Origin of the sequence: Bradyrhizobium sp. NAS80.1 (assembly GCF_001908205.1) — a bacterium.
In the GTDB taxonomy this organism is placed as follows: Bacteria; Pseudomonadota; Alphaproteobacteria; order Rhizobiales; family Xanthobacteraceae; genus Bradyrhizobium.
The window spans coordinates 1-18,015 of record NZ_LGHL01000164.1; the positions used below are offsets into that span (position 1 = coordinate 1).

The window sequence follows — 18,015 nt, forward strand, 5'->3', positions numbered from 1 at the left end:
CGGCGGCGGCGCCTGCGGCGCTGGCCGTCCTGCTCGGATGCGGCGTCGCCTGCAGCCTGTTCCTCGGTGAGGCCTTCGGTCTCCTCGGTCTCAACCTCGGATTCGAGCTCCGCATCGAACTCTTCGTCGTCATAGGCCTCTTCGGCCACCTGCGGCGGGCTCGCGGCCGCCTGCGCCGCGAGCAGCGCCTTGGCGGCTTCCAGCGTATGCACCTGCTCGCCGCGGTCGATGAGGTAGGCCTGCGGGCCACTGACGCTGGGGTCGGCGATGATCGACAGCGTGACCTTGAAGCCGTTCTCCAGGTCGCGCAGGTGACCGCGCTTGTGGTTCAGCACATAGAGCGCGACATCGGTGCGGGTCCGGACCACGAGATTGTGGGTCGCGCCCTTCATCAGCATCTCTTCGAGGCCGCGCAGCAGCTGCAGCGCCACCGAGGAGACCGAGCGGACGTGGCCGGTGCCGCCGCAATGCGGGCAGGGATCGGTCGAGGACTCCAGCACGCTGGCGCGGATGCGCTGACGCGACATTTCCAGGAGGCCGAAATGTGAGATGCGGCCGACCTGGATGCGCGCGCGATCCTGCCGGAGGCAGTCGGAAAGCTTGCGCTCGACCGATCGGTTGTTGCGCTTCTCGTCCATGTCGATGAAGTCGATGACGATCAGGCCGGCGAGGTCGCGCAGGCGAAGCTGGCGGGCGACCTCTTCGGCCGCTTCCAGATTGGTCTTGAGCGCGGTGTCCTCGATGTGATGCTCGCGGGTCGATCGTCCGGAGTTGACGTCGATCGAGACCAGCGCCTCGGTCTGGTTGATAACGATGTAACCGCCGGAGCGCAGTTGCACCGTCGGTGAGAACATCGCGTCCAGCTGACTTTCGACGCCCATGCGCGAGAACAGCGGCTGACCGTCGCGATACTGCTTCACGGCGCTGACATTGGCGGGCATCAGCATCTTCATGAAGTCGCGCGCTTCGCGGTAGCCGGATTCACCGGCAACCTGGATCTCGTCGATCTCCTTGTTGTAGAGGTCGCGCAGCGAACGCTTGATCAGCGAGCCTTCCTCGTAGACCAGGGTCGGCGCCTGCGACTTCAGCGTCAGGTCGCGCACCGTCTCCCACATCCGGATCAGATATTCGAAGTCGCGCTTGATCTCGGGCTTGGTCCGGGAGGCGCCCGCGGTGCGCAGGATGATGCCCATGCCCTCGGGCACGTCGAGATCCTGCACCACTTCCTTCAGGCGAGAGCGGTCCTGAGCGCTGGTGATCTTGCGGCTGATGCCGCCGCCGCGCGCGGTGTTCGGCATCAGGACGGCATAGCGGCCGGCGAGCGAGAGGTAGGTCGTCAGCGCCGCGCCCTTGTTACCGCGCTCTTCCTTGACCACCTGCACCAGCATCACCTGGCGGCGCTTGATGACTTCCTGGATCTTGTACTGGCGGCGTGGCCGGAAGGTGCGCTCCGGCACTTCCTCCAGCACGTCGTCACCGCCGACGGACTCGACGACTTCCTCTTCGGCTTCCTCGCCGTCCTCGTCTTCGTCGTCCTCTCCGGCTGCTTCCGCAACCTCGGCATGCGGCGCCTCGGCGGTCTCGCCGGCAGCGTACACGGCATCGGCCGGTTCAGCGGCTGATGTCACGGCTTCGGCGAGAGCCTCGGCGTGCGCTTCGGAGGCGTGAGATTCGAATGCTTGAGCTTCGAAGGTTTGGGCTTCGAAGGCTTGGGCCTCCTGCGTCTCGGCAACGACCTCGGTTGCGACAACGGGCTCGGCGCCGATTGCTGCGACCGGCGCGGGCGTCTCGTCGGCATGATCGTGGTCGTGATGATCGTGCTCGCCGTCGTGACCATGGTCGTCATGATCGTGAGCATGATCGTGATCATCATCGGTGTGATGATGATCGTCGTGCCCATGCTCGTCGTGATCGCGTTCGTGGTGCTCGTGATCGTGGCCTTCGTGCTCGCCGTGATGCTCGGCATCGGCGTGCAGATGCTCGCCCTCGTGCGCAGCACCCTCGGTGTGCTCCGGCAGCGCTTCGCCATCGAGCGGCTGGGCAGCATGATCGGCGCCGGCGTCGAGACCTTCGACAATGTCGCTGCGAACGCGTTCGCCATGACCGCGGCGGCGGGCATTGCGGTGGCGCGAGCGGCGGCGGCCATGGGAGCGGTTCTCGCTCTCTTCCTCAGCCTCGCGATGGGCCTGTTCCTCGGCCTCGATCAGCGCCTGCCGGTCGGCGACCGGGATCTGGTAGTAGTCGGGATGGATTTCGCTAAAGGCGAGGAAGCCGTGGCGGTTGCCGCCATATTCGACGAATGCGGCCTGGAGCGACGGTTCGACCCGGGTGACCTTGGCGAGATAGATGTTCCCGCGCAGTTGCCTGCGTTGCGCGGTCTCGAAATCAAACTCTTCGACGCGATTGCCGCGGACCACGACGACCCGGGTCTCTTCCGGGTGGGTGGCATCGATCAACATCTTGTTGGGCATGTCTTAACTCTTGGAGGCGGCGGGCGCGACTCACCGTGGGCGCGAACAGCGCTGCCGGGTGACGCGACGGTCCACCTGATTCGGGGGTGAGAGGAAGGCCGAAACGCCGTCTCTCGCGCCTTGCCGGACCGCAAGCTGGAGGACCGAAGCGGCGCGCGGGATTTTCACTCCGCAGCGTCGCGAATGGTCCTTCAGAATTCGTCGGCACAGTCTGGCGCATCAAGCGTCGGCCCGTATGAAACATCTGGGCGGCGAGGCCGCCCCTCAATCAGTTGCTGCCGGCCAAGGCATGGCGCGAGCGCGCTCGCCTTGGGATCAAAAACCGCCCCCTTGGGATTAAGGGACCGGGTAACGCGTTGCGCCGCTGTCAAAACCGTCCCGGAAACACGGTGGTAACCAGGGACCGTCCGCCGCCGGGGCTTGGCCCGCTCCACCTCGCTGCCGCGCACCGCGCTGGTCTTAGAGGAGAACGGAAAACGCTGGAAATCCCAAACCTTGGGAGTTCCGGCGCTGCACCGGGAGGCTGAATGCGACACAACCGGAAATATCGGCCGTCAGCATTCCGTACATACGTGGAATGGGCCAACGGTGCAAGGGAGCGTCGCACGGCGGTCACAGTCAGAGAGTTTCGCGTATTCGTCATTAAGGAGCGATTAACCCTGCGGTTCTATTGCGTTAACAAAGCAGCTCGGAGGCGCGAAGTCGGTGGCGGGCCGCACAAATCAAAGGGTTTTGCTGGGATGCGCGCTGCTGTGCGCCGCAGCATTGCCATGTGCTGATTCCTCGCGCCTGAGCGCCGCGGAAAGCCAGTCGCAACCGTCTGTTGCAGCAGCGAGTTTTCCAATCGCCTCGGCCGCCCGGCTGGCCGGCGATGGCAAGCAGACCCGCTTCATCCTGGACATCGACCAAACCGTTACCTTCCGCGCTGTCACGCTTGCCGACCCGTACCGGGTGGTGGTCGACGTGCCGCAAGTCAATTTTCAGCTTCCGGCAGGCACCGGGACCGATGGGCGGGGGCTGGTCAAGGCCTTCCGCTACGGGCTCGTCATGCCGGGCGGCTCGCGAATCGTGTTCGACCTGACGGGGCCGGCCAAGATCGCCAATTCCTACGTGCTGGAGGCGGCCAACGGCCAGCCGGCCCGGCTTGTGCTCGAGCTGGAGGAGGTCGATCGCGCCGCCTTCGTGCAGTCACTCGCTCCGGAAAACCGCCCCGAGCTGCGGCCCGCGATCGCCGACGCGCCGCCCGCTACGGTTCCGGCTGCGGCGGCTCCTGAAACAGCCCAACAGAAGGCCGACGGCCGCCCGGTTGTCGTGATCGATCCCGGCCATGGCGGCATCGATAACGGCACCCAGTCGAGCGGCGAAAGCGAGAAGAGCCTGGTACTGGCGTTTGGCCTCGCGTTGCGCGACCGGCTGGAAAAGACCGGCAAATACCGTGTGGTGATGACGCGGAACGACGACACCTTCATCCCGCTCAACGACCGGGTCAAAGTCGCCCGCGGGCTCAAGGCCGCGTTGTTCGTCTCGATCCACGCCGATGCGCTGCCGCGCGCCGAGGGCGACGCGCAGGGCGCGACCATCTACACCCTGTCGGACAAGGCCTCCGACGCCGAGGCGCAGCGGCTGGCGGACTCGGAAAACCGCGCGGACGCCATCGCGGGCTTCAATCTTGCGGAGGAGCCGACCGATGTCGCCGACATCCTGATCGACCTGACCCAGCGCGAAACCCGTACATTTTCAAACCGTTTCGCTCGCCTCTTGATGGGTGAAATGAAGTCGACGGTGCGGATGCACAAGCATCCCCTGAAGTCGGCGGGCTTCCGGGTGCTGAAAGCGCCCGACGTGCCCTCGGTGCTGGTCGAGATCGGCTATGTCTCCAATAAGGGAGACCTCGAGCATCTGGTGTCCGAGGGCTGGCGCTCCCGTGCCGTGGGCTCGATGGCACAGGCGATCGACGGGTTCCTGGCCAAGCGGATGGCGACCGCCGGATCGTCGAATTGAGTAAGGGTTTTTCCGTCCCGCCGCAAAAGCCCTAGTTTGGCCACAGCGGGCGCTTTATAAAAACGCCGCAGGGGGTTCCGGAATCGACGAGAATCCCGTTCGGCAAGCGTCTTGGGTCCGGCATTGATGTAATTGAGTAGGCCGGTGAATTCGCGACGTGGGGTTGGCGCCCGTTTTGGGCGCCGGGGCTGATCCAGAGTTTGAACGGATAAACAGATAATGCGCTTCCTGGTGCGGTTCATGGGCTTCCTGTTCGCCGCGGGAACGGTGGTGTTCCTTGTCGGTGTCGGTGCCGTGGCAGGCCTGATTTGGCATTTCTCCAAGGACTTGCCGGACTACTCTCAGCTCCAGGATTACGAGCCTCCCGTGATGACCCGCGTGCATGCGGTCGATGGTTCGCTGCTCGGCGAATACGCCAAGGAGCGGCGGCTGTATCTGCCGATCCAGGCGGTCCCGAAGCTTGTGATCAACGCGTTCCTCGCGGCCGAGGACAAGAATTTCTACGAGCATGGTGGCATCGACTACACCGGCATGGCGCGCGCCGGGTTGGTCTATCTGCAGAACTACGGCTCCAACCGACGTCCGCAAGGTGCTTCCACGATCACCCAGCAGGTCGCCAAGAACTTCCTGCTGACCAACGAGGTCTCGTTCGCCCGCAAGATCAAGGAAGCCTTGCTGGCGATGCGGATCGAGAAGACCTACTCGAAGGACAAGATCCTCGAGCTGTATCTCAACGAAATCTATCTGGGCCTCGGTGCCTACGGCATCGCAGCCGCTTCGCTGGTCTATTTCGACAAGTCGGTGAACGAGCTCACCGTTGCGGAAGCTGCCTATCTTGCGGCGCTGCCGAAGATGCCGGCGACCCTGCATCCGGTGCGTAACCGCGACCGCGCCATCGAGCGCCGCAATTACGTGATCGACCGTCTTCAGGAGAACGGCTGGATCAAGCAGGCAGACGCCGAGAAGGCGCGCAAGGAGCCGCTGGCCGTCACCAACCGTTCCAACGGCGCGCACACCTTCGCCGGTGAGTATTTCGCCGAGGAAGTCCGCCGTGACATCTTCGAGCGCTACGGCGAGAAGAAGCTTTACGAGGGCGGCCTGTCGGTGCGCACCACGCTGGATCCGAAGATCCAGGTCATGGCCCGCAAAGCCATGGTCTCCGGTCTCGTGAACTATGACGAGCAGCAGGGCTATCGCGGCGCCATGAGCAAGCTCGATATCTCCGGCGACTGGGGCGTGAAGCTCGCCGAGATCAAATCGCTGTCGGACATTTCGCCGTGGCGTATGGCGGTGGTGCTGGAGACCAGCGATCAGTCGGCGCGCATCGGCTTCCAGCCGGGCCGCGAGCTTGGCGGCGCGGTGAGCAAGCAGCGCGAGACCGGCATCGTTACGCTCGACGGCGTGCGCTGGGCGCGGGCGGCGCAGGGCGCCACAAAGGGCAGGGCACCCACGGCAGTGTCACAGGTGCTGCAGCCCGGCGACGTGATCTATGCCGACCCGCTCTACAAGGACGGGCAGCCCGTCGAGGGCCAATACCGACTGCGCCAGATCCCTGAAGTGTCCGGCGCGATGGTGGCGATGGATCCCTGGACCGGCCGCGTGCTCGCCATGGTCGGCGGCTTCTCGTTCGACCAGAGCCAGTTCAATCGCGCCACCCAGGCCTACCGGCAGCCGGGTTCGTCGTTCAAGCCGATCGTCTATTCGGCCGCGCTCGACAACGGTTACACGCCGTCGACCGTGGTGCTCGACGCGCCCATCGAGATCGACCAGGGCCAGGGCGCCGGTGTGTGGCGGCCTGAAAACTTCTCCTCGGGCAAGTTCCAAGGACCGGTGACACTGCGCAACGCGCTGCGCCAGTCGCTCAACACCGTGACGGTGCGCCTCGCGCAGGACATCGGCATGCCGCTGATCGGCGAATATGCGCGCCGCTTCGGCGTCTATGACGAGCTGCCGAACTATCTCTCCTACGCGCTCGGCGCCGGCGAAACGACGGCGATGCGCATGGCCACGGCCTATTCGATGATCGCCAATGGCGGCCGCCGGGTGAAGCCAACCTTGATCGACCGTATCCAGGACCGCTACGGCCACACCATCTTCAAGCACGACCAGCGCGAATGCCGCGGCTGCGATGCGCCGGGCGGCTGGAAGAACCAGGCCGAGCCGCAGCTGATCGACCGCCGCGAGCAGGTGCTGGATTCCATGACCGCCTATCAGATCACCGAGCTGATGGAAGGCGTTGTGCAAGCCGGTACCGCCACCGTGGTGAGGGAGGTCGGCAAGCCGATCGCCGGCAAGACGGGCACCACCAACGAGGCCAAGGACGCCTGGTTCGTCGGCTTCTCGCCCGACGTCGCCGTTGCCATCTATATGGGCTACGACAAGCCGCGTCCGCTCGGCAGAGGCAACGCCGCGACCGGTGGCCATTTGGCCGCGCCCATCGCGCGCGATTTCCTCAAGCTCGCGCTCGCCGACAAGCCTGCGGTTCCGTTCAAGGTGCCGGCCGGCATCAAGCTCGTCCGCGTCGTCGCCAAGACCGGCATGCGCGCCGGCCCCGGCGAGACCGGTGGGACCATCCTCGAAGCCTTCAAGCCGGGCACGGCGCCGCCGGATAACTACTCCGTCATCGGCGTGGCCGATGCCGACGGGCGCATGCCCCAGCAGCCGCCGCCGCCCGATTCCGGCTTCTTCATGCGTCCGGGCACCGGTGGACTTTACTAGCTGACAACGCCGGCGATTGGAGAGCGGATGGTTGCGCTTTGGCGTCGCCGCCGCTACATCCCCAGCTTCAATGCACGCGGGATTCCGCGAGACCAGAGAACGACATGCGCGCCGAAATCGAACGGTTGGTAGAAGAGATCAAGCAGTCAGTCGGGCTGCTGAGGAGGCATCTTTGACGTCGAGAAATCGACGGCGCGCCTCGCTGAGCTGAACAAGCTCGCAGAAGATCCAAACCTCTGGAACGATCCCCAGAAAGCCCAGAAGCTGATGCAGGAGCGAACCTCTCTCGAGGACTCGCTGTCGGGCATCGGCAAGGTCGAACAGGAGCTCGAAGACGACATCGGCATGATCGAACTCGGCGAGGCCGAGGGCGATGACGGCGTCGTCGCGGAAGCTGAAGCTGCGCTGAAGAACCTCAAGAAGGAAGTAGCGCGGCGCGAGCTCGAGGCGCTGCTGTCGGGCGAGGCCGACCGCTTCGATTCCTATCTCGAGGTCCACGCCGGCGCCGGCGGCACCGAGAGCCAGGACTGGGCGCAGATGCTGCTGCGCATGTACACGCGCTGGGCCGAAACCCACGGCTTCAAGGTCGAATTCCTTGAAGAGTCCGAGGGCGAAGAGGCCGGCATCAAGTCCGCGACGATCCAGGTCTCCGGCCACAATGCCTATGGCTGGCTGAAGACGGAGGCTGGCGTGCACCGGCTGGTGCGCATCTCGCCGTTCGATTCCAACGCGCGGCGGCACACCTCGTTTTCGAGTGTGCAGGTCTTCCCCGTCATCGACGACAGTATCAAGATCGATATCAAGGAATCCGACGTCCGCACCGACACCATGCGCTCGGGCGGCGCCGGCGGCCAGCACGTCAACAAGACCGAATCCGCGGTGCGCCTGACGCATATTCCGACCGGCGTTGCGGTGGTCTGCCAGGCCGGCCGCTCCCAGCACAAGAACCGGGCGCAGGCCTGGGACATGCTGCGCGCGCGGCTTTACGAGATCGAGCTGAAGAAGCGCGAGGAGAAGGCCGCGGCCGACCAGGCCGCCAAGACCGATATCGGCTGGGGTCACCAGATCCGCTCCTACGTGCTGCAGCCCTACCAGATGGTGAAGGACCTGCGCACGGGCGTGCAGACGTCGGACACGTCGGGCGTGCTCGGCGGGGATCTCGACGACTTCATGGCCGCAACGCTGGCGCAGCGCGCCTTCGGGACCACCACCGGCGACATCGAGGACGTGGACTGATCATGCCCCGCGTCGCCTTCATCGGATTGGGGCGGATGGGCCATGGCATGGCCGGCCGCTATCTCGATGCGGGCTTCACGGTGACGCTGTGGAATCGCAGCAAGGCGAAGGCCGAAGACCTGATCGCGCGCGGTGCGCGATGGGCGACGTCGCCAGAGGACGCCGCGATCGATGCCGACGCCGTCGTGACCATGGTCGCCGATGACGAGGCCTCGCGCGCGGTCTGGCTCGGGCCCAAGGGCGCGGCCAAGACGGCGAAGGCCGGCACCATCGCGATCGAATGCTCCACCGTTTCCTATGACCATGCGCGCGAGATGGGCCGCGAGCTCAATGCACGCGGGCTCATCTACATCGACTGCCCCGTCACGGGACTGCCGGACGCGGCGGCGAGCGGAAAGCTGACGCTGCTGGCTGGCGCCGATGCCGCCGATCTCGAACGCGCGCGGCCTTATCTGACGCCGATCGGCTCGACCATCCGCCATTTCGGCGCGGTCGGCTCCGGCACCGTCTACAAGCTCATCAACAATCTGATGGGCGCGATCCAGATCGCCGGCCTCGCTGAAGGTCTTGCGATCGCCGAGCAGGCCGGCCTCGACATGAAGCTGGTGCTGGAGTCGATTCAGGCGGGCGTGGCTGCGAGCCCGCAGGTGCAGCGTCACTCCAGGCGCATGGTCGCCCGCGACTTCAGCGGCGCGACCTTCACGTCGGCGCTGCGGCACAAGGATGCCGCCTATGCCGTGAAGCTCGCGGAGAGCCTGCTGGCCGACAAGCCGCTGGTCGCGCGCGCCGCGGTCGAAGCCTACGCGCAGGCGAAGGCTGCGATGCCGGACGACGATGAAGGCAGGATGATCGAGCTGGTGTCGCGGCCGAAGAAGCGGTCCTAGCGATCGCTTTCTCGTCGGCAACCGTGTTTGCCCTGGCGCTTCTGACTACGGGAATCCTAGACCTCATCGGAAATCGGGTGGCGCTACCCGTTGGCTAGGACTAGGTCGGCCGCCGAGGTGAGACGCATGCCCCCGAACGACAACCGGATCGATGCGCGAGACTGGTCGTTGCTTGCCGTGCTCTCGGTTCTCTGGGGCGGGTCGTTCTTCTTCAACGGTGCGGCGCTGCGGGAGTTGCCGCCGCTGACGCTGGTATTCCTGCGCGTCGCGCTTGGCGCTGCCATCCTCCTGCCGCTCCTGCGCATGCAGGGGATCAGCTTTCCCAAAGGTGTTGCCGGCTGGCGGGCATTCTTCGTCATTGGCCTGCTGAACAACGTCATTCCATTCTCGCTGATCGTGATCGGGCAGACCTTCATCCCTAGCGGGCTGGCGTCGATCCTCAATGCAACGACACCGCTGTTCGCGGTGATCGTGATGGCGGCGGCGGGCGAAGAGGCCTTGCAGATGCGCCGGGTGGCCGGGGTGGCTATGGGGCTTCTCGGCGTGATCGTTCTGCGCGGATGGGGCATCGAAACACGGACAGGGCAGGGGTTCGGCATTCTGCTCTGCCTCGGCGGCGCCCTCAGCTACGGCTTCGCCGCCTTGGCGGCGCGACGCTTGCTGAAGGACGCAGCCCCTCTGGGGACAGCGACCTTTCAGTTGATGGCATCGACGGTGATGATGGCGATTGTCGCCGGCGCGGTGGAGCAGCCATGGCGCCTGCCGATGCCGGGCCTGACGACCTGGCTGGCGGTGCTTGGCCTCGCCGGCTTGTCAACGGCGCTGGCCTACATCGTCTTCTTTCAGATCCTGCGGCGTTCGGGCGCAACCAATGTCATGCTGGTGACGCTGCTTATTCCCGTCACCGCAATTCTTCTGGGATGGCTGGTGCTGGGTGAGCCGATCTCCGCCCGTGAGATCGCGGGCGCGATCGTCATTGGCAGTGCGCTGCTTGTGATTGACGGGCGCGTGCTGAGGTTGCCGCGCCGCGTCATCTAACTTGCCGGTTCCTCCCGCCGTTTCGCTCCGCGGAAAAATGGAGGCGCTTGCCAGCCGCACGCCGCCTTGCGACACTCGCTTCAAAACAAGACTACAAAACATAGGGGAGAGAATGATGCCGGGTCGTCGCGTAAGCCTTGCTACCCTCGCCATGCTTGCTGCCGGAGTGCTCGTCACGACACCGGCGCTGGCGCAGAAGAAATACGATCCCGGCGCCACCGACACCGAAATCAAGATCGGCAACATCATGCCCTATAGCGGGCCGGCGTCGTCCTATGGCGTGATCGGCAAGACCGAGGCCGCCTATTTCAAGATGATCAACGACCAGGGCGGCATCAACGGGCGCAAGATCAACTTCATCAGTTACGACGACGCCTATTCGCCGCCGAAGGCGATCGAGCAGGCGCGCAGGCTCGTCGAGAGCGATGAAGTCCTCTTGATCTTCCAGGCACTCGGCACGCCCTCGAACTCCGCGATCATGAAGTACATGAACGCCAAGAAAGTGCCGCAACTCTTCGTCGCTTCCGGCGGCACCAAGTTCGGTGATCCCAGGAATTTCCCGTGGACCATGGGATTCCAGCCCAACTATCAGAGCGAGGGACGCATCTACGCAAAGTACATCCGCGATCATTTCCCCAACAGCAAGATCGCGGTGTTCTGGCAGAACGACGACGCCGGCAAGGACCAGTTCAAGGGCCTGAAGGATGGGCTCGGCGACAAGGCCAGCATGATCATTGCCGACAAATCCTACGAGGTCAGCGATCCCTCGATCGACTCGCAGATCGTCGCCTTGCACGATTCCGGCGCCGATATCTTCTTCTCATGGGCCGCACCAAAAGGATCGGCGCAGGCGATCCGCAAAGTCGGCGAGCTCGGCTGGAAGCCGAAGTTCTTCCTCGCCAATACAGCTACGTCGATTGCCTCGGTGCTGAAGCCTGCCGGGCTCGAATACTCCAAAGACATCATCTCGACGGCGTATCTGAAGGACCCGACCGATCCGACCTGGGACAAGGATCCGGCGGTGATCGCATGGCGCGCGTTCATGGACAAATATTACCCCGAAGGCGACAAGGCGAATGCCAACAATCTCTACGGTTACGTCCAGGCAGAGGCGATGGCGCAGGTGCTAAAGCAGTGCGGCGACAATCTCACGCGCGAGAACGTCATGAAGCAAGCCGCCGGCCTCAAAAACTTTCACACCGACCTGATGTTGCCCGGCATCATGGTCAACACCTCGCCCGATGACTATTTCCCGATCGAGCAGATGCAATTGATGCGCTTCAACGGGCAGGCCTGGGAACTGTTTGGCGACGTCATCACCGGCGAGGTCGGCCACGAGCGCAGCCAGTAGTCACGACGTGCCGGCGTTGTCGCGCTGCGCCTTGGCGCGTAGCGCCATCCCGCCGGCTACGTCGTGTCCGCTGAAAGACGCAGCGCGGGGCTTAGCCCGCACTCAGGCGCACGCCAGCGCGCAAGAATTTCTGCGGATCGACCGCTTCGCCGTCGATGCGGGTTTCGTAGTGCAGATGCGGGCCGGTGGAACGTCCGGTCGAACCGACGAGACCGACCACCTGGCCGATCTTCACGATCTCGCCGACCTTGACGTTGATTTCTGAGAGATGGCCGTAGCGGGTCGAGAGTCCGTTGCCATGGTCGACTTCGATCATGCGGCCGTAGCCGCCGGACCAGCCTGCGGAGACCACCTTGCCGTTGGCGGTGACGCGCACGGGATCGCCGGTCGCGGCGCGGAAGTCGAGCCCGGTGTGCATCGCGGGGCGACCGAGGAACGGATCGCTGCGCACGCCGAAGCCGGAAGTGAATTCGACCTCGCCGATGACGGGCTTGCGATAGGGCACCAGCGCCAGCGTACGGTTGAGCCGGTCCATCTCGGCGCGCGTGGTGTTGATGCGATAGAGCTGCTTCTCGAACGGCCCGGCATTGGCCGTGAGTTTCACCGGCACAAAGGGGCCGCCCATCGCGGAGCGCGGCACGGCGGCTTCGAGGCTGGCGAGATTGAGCCCGAGATCGCTGACGACGCCGCGCATCCGGCGCATGCGCGAATCCATGCCTTCCTCGACGGCGCTGAGCGCGGCCATCTGGCGACGCTCGACCTGGTCGAGCGAGGTCGTGAGGCGAACCAGGACATTGTCGAAGCCCTGGTTCTTGGCGAATTGGTTGACCTGCGGGGCCGCGACGGTCGGCGCGCGCGACTCAAGCCGCGCTTCGCGGTCGGGTGGCGCCACGAAGATCACGGTGTCGCTGATCGGCGAGGGCTTTGGCGATCCTTGCGTCGTACCCTGGTTCGCATCGCTGCGCTGCGGGGCCGATCGCGGGATCGATCCGGTCACGTCAGGCATGGCGCCGAGCGCCGTGGCCCGGGACTCCAGCGCCGTCTGGCGCTTCATGATCTGGTCGAGCTTCTGGTCGAACTGTTCCTGGTCGAGCAACTGGCGGCTGGTGGTGCGGTCAACCTTGGCACGGAGCTCGGCGATGCGGTCCTCATAAGCGTACTGCATCTCGGCCTGGCGGGCGATCAGCCGGGTCAGCACGTCGTCGCGGAAAGCGAAATAGGTCGCGGTCGCGGCCGACCAGAGCCCGAGGAGCACGACCGTGCCGACCACGATCCAGAACACCACGGGCCCGAAGCGGACCTGCTTGCCGGCGTGGACGATGGTGTAGGCGTCGTCGGTGGCGGGAAGGGGAATCGCAGCCGCTGCCGCTTGGGCGGCAGGACGACGATGATAGGGCCGCCCGTGGTCGTGAGGATGATGCTGGGGGTAGTGCGAGTATTGGGCAGAACTTTTCGACATCGGCATTCCCGCGCCGGTCGGATGGGTTCCTTGCGGCTCAATTGCCGCAGCAATCTGGGGTGATCATGGTTAATTTTCCGGAAATGGAACCGCTCGAATTCAACGGGCTGGTTAAAGACTTCTTGCCGTTTCCAGCACTGCGTCAGCATGACCGTCGACCCGGACATTGCGCCAGATCTTGACCACCTTGCCGTCGCTCCCGACCAGCACCGTGGTACGAAGAATTCCCAGGAAGCTCTTGCCATACATGGATTTTTCGCCCCAGGCGCCATACGCCTCGAGCATCTCGTGCTTCTCGTCCGAGACCAGCGGAATGCCGAGACCGTGCTTGTCGCGAAACTTCTCCTGGGCCTTTAACGGATCGGCCGAGATACCGAGCACGGCCGTGCCGGCTGCGGCGAAGGCATCCGCAAGGCGGGTGAAGTCGATGGCCTCCCTGGTGCAGCCGGGCGTATCGGCGCGGGGGTAGAAAAACAGGACGAGCTTTTGACCGGCATAGTCCGAGAGCGTAACTGCGCCGCCCCCATCGCGGGGCAGACGGAAGGCGGGGGCCTTCTGGCCTTCGCTCAAGGTCGCATTCGCTGCCGCAGCCGGGGCCAATTTGGGAGAATTTAACTGTTTCGATGCGGCCTTATGTGATCCTGCTTTTGCTATGGTCCCGGTTGATTTGCTCGCCGGTGTCCGCTGTGTTTTCGCGGATTTTGTTCGAGTCGATGCCCGCGTTTTCTGGGCCTTCTTTTTTGCGGTCGGACTGCCGGAGGGCGTTTTGGACGATTTCTTTCGGGATTTCTTGGACATACGCCTTCCTTTCGTCGCTTTCGACGGGTCAACCAAAGCGGTATTGCAGCTCTCGTCCGGTGTGCCGGAATCGGGCCCTCGGCTGGGCAAGTCTGACGACGCCGGAGTATGGTTACAAGGAATTCCACGCATCACCCCACTGGTCGTTGAACGCGCTCCCGGGGCGAAATGACGAACAGCAGGAATATTCGAGGTATGGCGGCAATGCCGGCGCAGGGAGCTACGCTTCCTGTGGACGGCTGCGGCCCCGGCGGCGCTCAATCCTACGACGGGCGCCTGTATCGAGAGGCAATGGCAAGGAATACGTCGCCCCAGGACTACAACCGGGATTTCGATCGGCGCGGCGGTCAACAACAGCCGCAGGAATGGGACGATGCCGATTGGGATCCGGATCAGGAAGCGGCGGCGGGCCATCGTGCGCGCCGGCTGTTGTCGCGTTCCAATTCGGGCTTCCATCGCTTCGGTGACGGGTTTGGGGCGATGCGCCGCTGGATGGGCGGCGGTCGCTGGCTGAAGCGGCTGGTGGTCGTCGTCGGTGCTCTCGTCGTCATCTTCGTCGGCTGTTTCAGCGTGCTGTGGTGGCGGCTCGGCGCCGGTCCCATCAATCTGGACATCGCAACGCCGTGGCTCGCTGCGGCGATCGAGGACAATATCGGCCACGGCAACACCGTGGAGGTCGGTGGCACCCAGATCGAGCGGGTCGGGCGCGTCCGTATCGCCGTGCGTATCCGGGACATCATCGTCCGCGACCGCGATCACGCCATCGTCGCCAGCGCGCCGAAAGCCGAGGTGAAGCTGTCGGGTGCGGGTCTGCTGATGGGGCACTTGCGCGCCGAAAGCCTCAATCTCGTCGATGCCGAGCTGGCGATCCGCATTGCTCCTGACGGGACCGTCACGGTTTCGGCCGGCGACACCGCAAAGCCGCTGGCAACCGGCGTCGCTTCGAAGAAGGATGCCGGCCTGCCGCCGACATTCCCGCGCAATAGTGTCCCGCCGCCGCCATTCGCGACGGCGCCTGCGAGCCCGGACGCGTCCCAGGCCGCACCCCAGGCGACTGCGCAGAGCGGAATTCTTCAGGGCCTCGACTGGCTCGACAGTCTGAGCATGACCGGCCTCGATGGCCAGAACCTCAACGAGATCGGTCTCAAGAACGGCAACCTGATCGTCGACGATCAGCAGCGCGGCGGCAAATGGACGTTCGAGAACATCACGCTCAGCCTGCGCCGGCCGAGCCGTGGCGGCGTTACGCTCAGCCTCGGCGAGGAGGGCGCGCGCCCGTGGATGCTGCGTGCCACGATCGGCCCCGCCGAGAACGGCGTGCGCTCGGTCGATATCCGTGCCGACAAGGTCTCGACCTCCAACATCCTGCTGGCGATGCGGGTGAAGGATCTCACCTACACGGCCGACCTGCCGCTGACTGGCGAGCTCAAGGGCGAGCTCGGCCGCGACGGCGTACCGACATTCTTCCGCGGCAAGATCGTAGCCGGTGCGGGCAGCATCATCGACACCGATACGCCGGACTATCCGATGGCGATCGACTCGGCCGAGATCAATGTCGAGTGGGATTCCAACCGGCGCGTGCTGGTCGCGCCGTTCAAGGTTCTCTCGGGCGCCAACCGCGTGACGCTCCTGGCGCATCTTGAACCGCCGAATGGCAACATCAATGACTGGCAGCTCGGCTTCAGCGGTGGATCGATTCTCCTCGGCGGTATCGACAACGAGCCGCCACTTGTCTTCAACCGTATCGCAATCGGCTTCCGTTTCGACACCGACCACAAGCGCCTCCTGCTGACGCAGGCCGATATTTCCAACGGCGAGATCGGCGTCGCCGGCACCGGCGCCATTGACTATTCGGGCGAGCCGCGCCTGACGCTGGGCTTTGCGGGAACGCCGATGTCGGCCTCCGCGCTGAAACGGATGTGGCCGACGCTCATCGTTCCGGAAGTGCGTCAATGGGTGATCGAGCGGATCGAGCGCGGCACGCTCCAGCGTATAGAGATCGGCGTCAATTCGCCGGTGAAGAACCTTCCGCGCAAGGGCCCGCCGATTCCCGACGACGGTCTCTCCGTCAATATCGTCGCGAGCGGCGTCGCGGTCCGCCCCGTGGACGGCATGCCGGCGGTGCATGATGCCGACCTCAAGGCGCGTGTGACCGGGCGCACCGCGACGGTGAACATCGGACAGGGCGTCGCCGACACGCCCGCCGGCCGCAAGATCACGATCTCCGACTTCACCTTTGAGGTGCCGGACATGGCGCCCAAGCCGTCGCCATCGCGGGCCAGGTTCCGTGTCGACGGGCCCGTTCCCGCTGCGGCCGAGATGCTCTCCAATGATCGCTTGAGCGATCTGTCAACGAGCGTCATCGATCCCAACACCAGCAAGGGAACGTTCTCGGCGAACGTCCAGCTCAACATGCCGGTCAAGGGTGAGCTCACCAAGGCCGACACCACTTACGCCTTCACCGCCGATCTCAACGGCTTTGCCGCCGACAAGCTTGTAATGAACCAGAAGCTGGAGGCCAACAACCTCAAGATCGCCGCCAACAACCAGGGCTACCAGGTCAAGGGCGACGTCAAGATCAACGGGCAAGCGGCCTCGCTCGACTATCGTAAACCGGCCGAGGGCGATGCGGACGTCAAATTGCAGGCGACGCTGGACGATGCGAGCCGCGCGCGCCTCGGCTTCGACCTCGGTCCCGCCGTCAGCGGGTCACTGCCGATCAAGCTCTCTGGCAAGATCGCCGGCGGCCCGGACCAGACCACCAAGCTCGGCGTCGAGGCCGACCTGACCTCGGTCAAGCTCGACAACATCCTCCCTGGTTGGGTCAAGCTGCCGGGCAAGTCGGGCAAGGCCAGCTTCAAGGTGGTGCCGACTGCGCAATCGACGCGCCTTGAGGATATCGTCGTCGAGGGCGGCGGCGCCTCGATCAAGGGCACGGTGGAGGTCGATCCGAACGGCGACCTCATGAACGCGAACTTCCCGACCTACGCGCCGTCCGACGGCGACAAGGCTTCGCTGAAGGTCGAGCGCGGTCAGGACGGTGTGCTCAGGGGCACGATGCGCGGCGACGTGTTCGACGGACGCGGCTTCCTGAAGTCGGCGATCTCAGGCAATTCCAAGGACGACAAGAACAAGATGAAGAACGTCGATTTCGACATCGACGTGAAATTCGGCGCCGTCGCCGGCTTCAACGGCGAGGCGATGCGCAGCGTCGACGCCAAGATGTCGAAACGCAATGGCGCCATCAAGGCTTTCACCCTGAGCGGCAAGATTGGTCGCGACACGCCGGTGGCCGCCGATCTGCGTGGCGGCCGTGCCAGGGCAACCGCGAGGTGATCTACCTCCAGACCAACGATGCCGGCGCGCTGCTGCGCTTCACCGACACTTACACCAAGGCGGTCGGCGGCCAGATGGTGGTGGCGATGGAGCCGCCGACGTCCGAGCCGAACACGTCGCGCGAGGGCCTCATCAACGTGCGCGACTTCACAGTGAAGGGCGAGGCGCAGCTCGAGCGCGTCGCCGCTGGCGCGCCCAACGGGACCGGGAACGGCATCTCTTTCAGCGCATTGCGCGCCGAGTTTACCCGGCAGAACGGCGCACTCACGATCCGCGATGGTGTGGTCAAGGGCCCGATGATCGGCGCCACGATCGAAGGCTCGATCGACTATCCCGGCAACCAGGTGTGCATGAGCGGCACCTTCGTGCCGATGTACGGGTTGAACAACATGTTCGGACAGATTCCGGTACTCGGGTTGTTCCTAGGTGGTGGCAATAACGAGGGACTGATCGGCGTGACCTACGAGGTCGTCGGCACACCGGCTGCGCCCGTGATGCGCGTCAATCCGATCTCGGCGATATTTCCCGGCGTGACTCGGAAGATCATGGAGTTCAACACCGGCAAGCAGAACTCGCCGTTTGATGAATTCCCGTCGCAGTCGAACGACGGCTCGACCGGATCGTCGCGTCAACTATCGAACGGTTGCAGCCTCACGCGGCGATAGCGGCAGAGCTGAAGAGGTCACGCGGGACCGCCTTCACAGCCAAATGCGCAACTGTGCA

Annotated in this window: 9 protein-coding genes and 1 pseudogene; 7 read left to right on the forward strand and 3 right to left on the reverse strand. The window is 64.5% G+C overall.

What is annotated here, in order from left to right; all coding sequences use genetic code 11:
• Positions 1 to 2,471 (reverse strand): Rne/Rng family ribonuclease (locus AC629_RS32340; RefSeq protein WP_084808894.1); only part of this gene is annotated, 2,471 nt, incomplete at its 3' end.
• Between the two features lie 705 nt (positions 2,472 to 3,176).
• Between AC629_RS32340 and AC629_RS32345 the strand changes: the two genes are divergently transcribed.
• The 6 genes from AC629_RS32345 to AC629_RS32370 all read left to right on the forward strand — a co-directional run bounded on the left by AC629_RS32345 (position 3,177) and on the right by AC629_RS32370 (position 11,699).
• Positions 3,177 to 4,472: an N-acetylmuramoyl-L-alanine amidase gene (locus AC629_RS32345; protein ID WP_084808872.1), complete on the forward strand. Its 1,296-nt coding sequence runs from the start codon at positions 3,177 to 3,179 to the stop codon at positions 4,470 to 4,472.
• Positions 4,473 to 4,691: 219 nt separating this feature from the next.
• On the forward strand, positions 4,692 to 7,190 hold the full coding sequence (locus AC629_RS32350; protein ID WP_084808873.1) for a penicillin-binding protein 1A: 2,499 nt from the start codon (positions 4,692 to 4,694) through the stop codon (positions 7,188 to 7,190).
• A gap of 104 nt (positions 7,191 to 7,294) precedes the next feature.
• Positions 7,295 to 8,426, forward strand: a protein-coding gene (gene prfB / locus AC629_RS32355; RefSeq protein ID WP_143199611.1) for a peptide chain release factor 2 whose coding sequence is annotated in 2 segments (ribosomal slippage) — positions 7,295 to 7,363 and positions 7,365 to 8,426 — 1,131 coding nt in all. Because the reading frame shifts where the segments join, the coding sequence is not laid out codon by codon here.
• 2 nt (positions 8,427 to 8,428) lie between these two features.
• The gene (locus AC629_RS32360) at positions 8,429 to 9,310 is read left to right on the forward strand and encodes an NAD(P)-dependent oxidoreductase (RefSeq protein WP_084808875.1); all 882 of its coding nucleotides are present in this window, start codon (positions 8,429 to 8,431) and stop codon (positions 9,308 to 9,310) included.
• Positions 9,311 to 9,436: 126 nt separating this feature from the next.
• The gene (locus AC629_RS32365) at positions 9,437 to 10,348 is read left to right on the forward strand and encodes a DMT family transporter (protein WP_084808876.1); all 912 of its coding nucleotides are present in this window, start codon (positions 9,437 to 9,439) and stop codon (positions 10,346 to 10,348) included.
• 115 nt (positions 10,349 to 10,463) lie between these two features.
• Positions 10,464 to 11,699 carry an ABC transporter substrate-binding protein gene (locus AC629_RS32370; RefSeq protein WP_084808895.1) on the forward strand — a complete coding sequence of 412 codons (1,236 nt, stop codon included), beginning with the start codon at positions 10,464 to 10,466 and terminating at the stop codon, positions 11,697 to 11,699.
• 91 nt (positions 11,700 to 11,790) lie between these two features.
• Here AC629_RS32370 and AC629_RS32375 read toward each other — a convergent pair whose 3' ends face one another.
• Together AC629_RS32375 and AC629_RS32380 are read right to left on the reverse strand one after the other, a co-directional pair.
• A complete protein-coding gene (locus AC629_RS32375; protein WP_210419140.1) occupies positions 11,791 to 13,158 on the reverse strand; it encodes a M23 family metallopeptidase in 1,368 nt (455 codons plus the stop codon).
• A 111-nt stretch (positions 13,159 to 13,269) separates the two neighbouring features.
• On the reverse strand, positions 13,270 to 13,956 hold the full coding sequence (locus AC629_RS32380) for a peroxiredoxin (protein WP_084808878.1): 687 nt from the start codon (positions 13,954 to 13,956) through the stop codon (positions 13,270 to 13,272).
• 204 nt (positions 13,957 to 14,160) lie between these two features.
• Here AC629_RS32380 and AC629_RS32385 point away from each other — a divergent pair.
• A pseudogene (locus AC629_RS32385) lies at positions 14,161 to 17,957 on the forward strand (YhdP family protein).
• Positions 17,958 to 18,015 lie beyond the last annotated feature (58 nt).

Coding starts and splice junctions, on each gene's coding strand:
- AC629_RS32380 (WP_084808878.1), bottom strand. CDS start 13,956: ATGTCCAAGAAATCCCGAAAGAAATCGTCCAAAACGCCCTCCGGCAGT.
- AC629_RS32360 (WP_084808875.1), top strand. CDS start 8,429: ATGCCCCGCGTCGCCTTCATCGGATTGGGGCGGATGGGCCATGGCATG.
- AC629_RS32370 (WP_084808895.1), top strand. CDS start 10,464: ATGCCGGGTCGTCGCGTAAGCCTTGCTACCCTCGCCATGCTTGCTGCC.
- AC629_RS32375 (WP_210419140.1), bottom strand. CDS start 13,158: ATGTCGAAAAGTTCTGCCCAATACTCGCACTACCCCCAGCATCATCCT.
- AC629_RS32365 (WP_084808876.1), top strand. CDS start 9,437: ATGCCCCCGAACGACAACCGGATCGATGCGCGAGACTGGTCGTTGCTT.
- AC629_RS32350 (WP_084808873.1), top strand. CDS start 4,692: ATGCGCTTCCTGGTGCGGTTCATGGGCTTCCTGTTCGCCGCGGGAACG.